Annotated in this window: 3 protein-coding genes and 1 pseudogene; all 4 read left to right on the forward strand. The window is 46.0% G+C overall.

What is annotated here, in order from left to right; translation table 11 throughout:
• Positions 1 to 305: pseudogene (locus IQ219_RS18255) on the forward strand (chemotaxis protein); the annotation flags it as partial.
• A 90-nt stretch (positions 306 to 395) separates the two neighbouring features.
• Positions 396 to 1,187, forward strand: a complete 792-nt coding sequence (locus IQ219_RS18260; RefSeq protein WP_190596690.1) for an ABC transporter permease — start codon at positions 396 to 398, stop codon at positions 1,185 to 1,187.
• 117 nt (positions 1,188 to 1,304) lie between these two features.
• Positions 1,305 to 1,556 (forward strand): TatA/E family twin arginine-targeting protein translocase, encoded by a 252-nt coding sequence (locus tag IQ219_RS18265; protein WP_194073547.1) that lies wholly within the window; start codon positions 1,305 to 1,307, stop codon positions 1,554 to 1,556.
• A gap of 319 nt (positions 1,557 to 1,875) precedes the next feature.
• Positions 1,876 to 3,270, forward strand: coding sequence for a sensor domain-containing diguanylate cyclase (locus tag IQ219_RS18270; RefSeq protein WP_194073548.1), 1,395 nt, complete (start codon positions 1,876 to 1,878; stop codon positions 3,268 to 3,270).
• Positions 3,271 to 3,295: the final 25 nt, after the last annotated feature.

A 3,295-nucleotide genomic window follows, 5' to 3' on the forward strand; every position in this document is an offset into this window, starting at 1 on the left:
CCATGGAAGAGGGCATCCAACAGGTAATCGACGTGACTGACAAGTCGGAGCAGTCCAAACGAGCCCTGGAGGATATTATTGAGGTGTCCAACCGGATTAACACGTTGGTGCGTTCCATTACCGCCGACACCGTCAAACAACAGGAGAATTCCGGGGCGGTGTCCAACGTCATGCAGTCCATTGAGCTGACCGCCCAAGAAACGTCCCAGGAATCCCAACGGGTGGCGGGATCTTTGCAAACCCTGGTCTCCATTTCCCGGGATCTGTTAACCTCCGTGGAACGGTTCCGGGTGGAAAATCGTTGAGGTCGGGGCAGAATATTTCTCCCCTAGCCTAGCTATTGGAATAACGGTGTGGGCCCCAGATGCCCCAGTTCATAATCATTGCAGTGAAGTATGTCGGATCGACGCTCTCGCCACTCCCTCAGTCTTTGGTTCCAGCGTTTGGTCGCGGCCTTTTTTTTAACCGGCCAGGTTTTTTTGCACATTTTGCAGGGGCGGATTAACCGGCGCAATACCCTGGAACAAATGAATATGGTCGGCCCAGAATCCATGGCGATCGCCTTGATCACGGCGGGTTTTGTGGGCATGGTTTTTACTATTCAAGTGGCTAGGGAATTTATTTACTATGGAGCCACCACGACCATTGGAGGAGTTTTATCCCTATCGTTAACCAGGGAATTGGCCCCGGTCTTGACCGCGGTGGTGATTGCCGGGCGGGTGGGTTCGGCCTTTGCGGCGGAAATTGGCACCATGCGAGTAACAGAACAGTTGGATGCCCTCTATATGCTCAGGACAGATCCGATTGATTATTTGGTGGTGCCCAGGGTAATTGCCTGTGGGTTGATGTTGCCCATTTTGACTGGATTATCTCTGTTTGTGGGCATGGCGGGGGGATTGGTGATTTCCTCTAGCCTTTATGCCATTAATCCAACTATTTTTTTAAACTCTGTGCAAAATTTTACCCAGCTATGGGATGTGTTTGCCTGTTTGTTCAAATCTTTGGTATTTGGCATTATCATCGCCATTATCGGTTGTAGTTGGGGCTTAACCACCACTGGGGGGGCTAAGGGAGTGGGGGAATCCACCACCACTGCTGTGGTTACATCCCTATTGGCCATTTTTGTCAGCAACTTTTTCCTATCTTGGTTAATGTTCCAGGGCACGGGGGATACTGCCCTCGGCTAATGCCATGGCACTGACCTTGGTTATGGGCCTTTCATCCCCTTGGGTTTCTGTGGGGGACAAAGCTCTGCTACAGTCGGTTAAAGGAATCTTTCTCTCCCTCTAATCGCACCCAGTCCTATGAATATATTCGGCATTGGCTTACCCGAACTAGGTTTAATCTTTGTTATCGCCCTGTTAGTGTTTGGCCCCAAAAAATTACCGGAAGTAGGGCGCAGTTTGGGCAAGGCCCTGCGGGGATTCCAGGAAGCCTCCAAAGAGTTTGAAACGGAACTGAAGCGGGAAGCTCAAAATCTCGAAAAGTCAGTGCAAATTAAGGCAGAACTAGAAGAAAGCAAAACTCCAGAGAATAGTTCAGAAAAAGCGAGCTAAATCATCCCTGGTGATCGCCATTAGGGCACGATCAATCCTTAGTGAGGGCCGTTGATGAAACAGTGGTGCCCTGGCTGTCAATGATTGAATCTGAAGAGTAGGCTATAGTTAACAGGTATGAAGGCTGTTGCCCTGACTATTGTTCTACCTTACTAAGTTATTTAAAGACTTTTTTTAAATATTTTCATCTTTTGAGCCAACGAAAATTTTAAATAAAAAATAATACTTGGGGAAGAGCAAAGGGTTAGAGCTTTAATCAAAAATCCAGTGGTGCGTCGGTCACCATCTGTCGGTGGATGGCTTGTCAAACAAAAGGTCCATGCAAAACTTTTCCTTTCAAAAAGTATTAAAAAAGCCAGACGTCAAAACCCTCCTCCAACGGCTAGGCGATTCCATCGGCAAAAACTTTGCCATTATTGATACTGAGGACCGTTGTCTTTGGGGCAATGCCCAGGGTTCCCAGGCCAAGGCTGATATTTATGCCCACCAGATTTGTTTGGGCACCGTAACCGGTGACCTTGCGCCCCATTCAGCCGAGGCGATCGCCGCTGTGGTGGGTTACATTGTGCAAACGGAGTATGAAAAAAAGCAGTTGGCCAAGGATGCTCTACAAAAATATGAAGAAGTGGTTTTTCTTTCACAATTTGCTAATGCCATGGCCACCTGTACTGGGTTGCATGAGCTAATCGAAGTAATTAGAGCCCAGATTCGTCAGGTTATCAGTGTCGATGAAATATTTTTATACCTTTATGACCAAAGCCAAGATAGTCTAGCTCCATTTTTGTATAAAACGGAAGACTCATTACGGGACTTTAAAGCAATTGAAAAAATTGTTGAGCGGGTCTTAAAATTCCATCAAGTAGAGGTAATTGATGATATTCAAAAGGATCCAGATTACCTAAATCAGCCTTCTAGAATTCGTTCTTTGCTTTGCTGTTCTCTGACGGTCCAAAATTCAATTATTGGCGTCCTTGGTTTAGCTCACTACCAGGCCAAGCACTTCGATTCCAGCGATTTGAATCTTTTTTCCACCGTTACTGGCCAGGTGGCGGCCGCTATCCGCACTGCCCAATATTATGAAACTATCAAAAATTATTCCCAAACCTTGGAAATTAGGGTGAAGGAGCGCACCATGGAGTTGGAATTTGCCAAACAACAGCTAGAGCAAGTCAACCAACAACTCAAACATTTAGCTATTTACGATGAACTAACCCAAATTCCCAATCGCCGTTATTTCACTAGCTATTTAGAACAGGAATGGCGGCAATGTTTGCGGCAAAAATCTCCCATTTCTCTAATTTTATGTGACGTAGATTATTTCAAAAACTATAATGATCTTTATGGTCATCAAATGGGGGACAAATGCCTCCAAAGTGTAGCTAAAATCATTCAAAATTCTTTGAAGCGCCCTTCCGATGTCCTGGCTCGCTACGGAGGTGAAGAGTTTATCGTGATTTTGCCCTACACCGATCAACCGGGAGCTTACACTGTGGCTCAACGCATCCACCACTATCTAGCGGGGGCAAAAATTTCCCATGCTGATTCCCCTACGAACCGTTACCTCACCATAAGTTTAGGGATTGGCACCACTGTGCCCCTGTTGCATTATCATCCCAGTGATTTAATCAAAATTGCTGATCAGGCCCTGTATGCTGCTAAGGGAGCCGGGCGCAACCAAACAAAGGCAAAAGTTTTATCTTTTCAATGTAGTTAGTTAAAATTATGGAGTAAAATATTAG

The organism is Synechocystis sp. LEGE 06083, assembly GCF_015207725.1.
Taxonomy (GTDB): Bacteria; Cyanobacteriota; Cyanobacteriia; order Cyanobacteriales; family Microcystaceae; genus Synechocystis; species Synechocystis salina.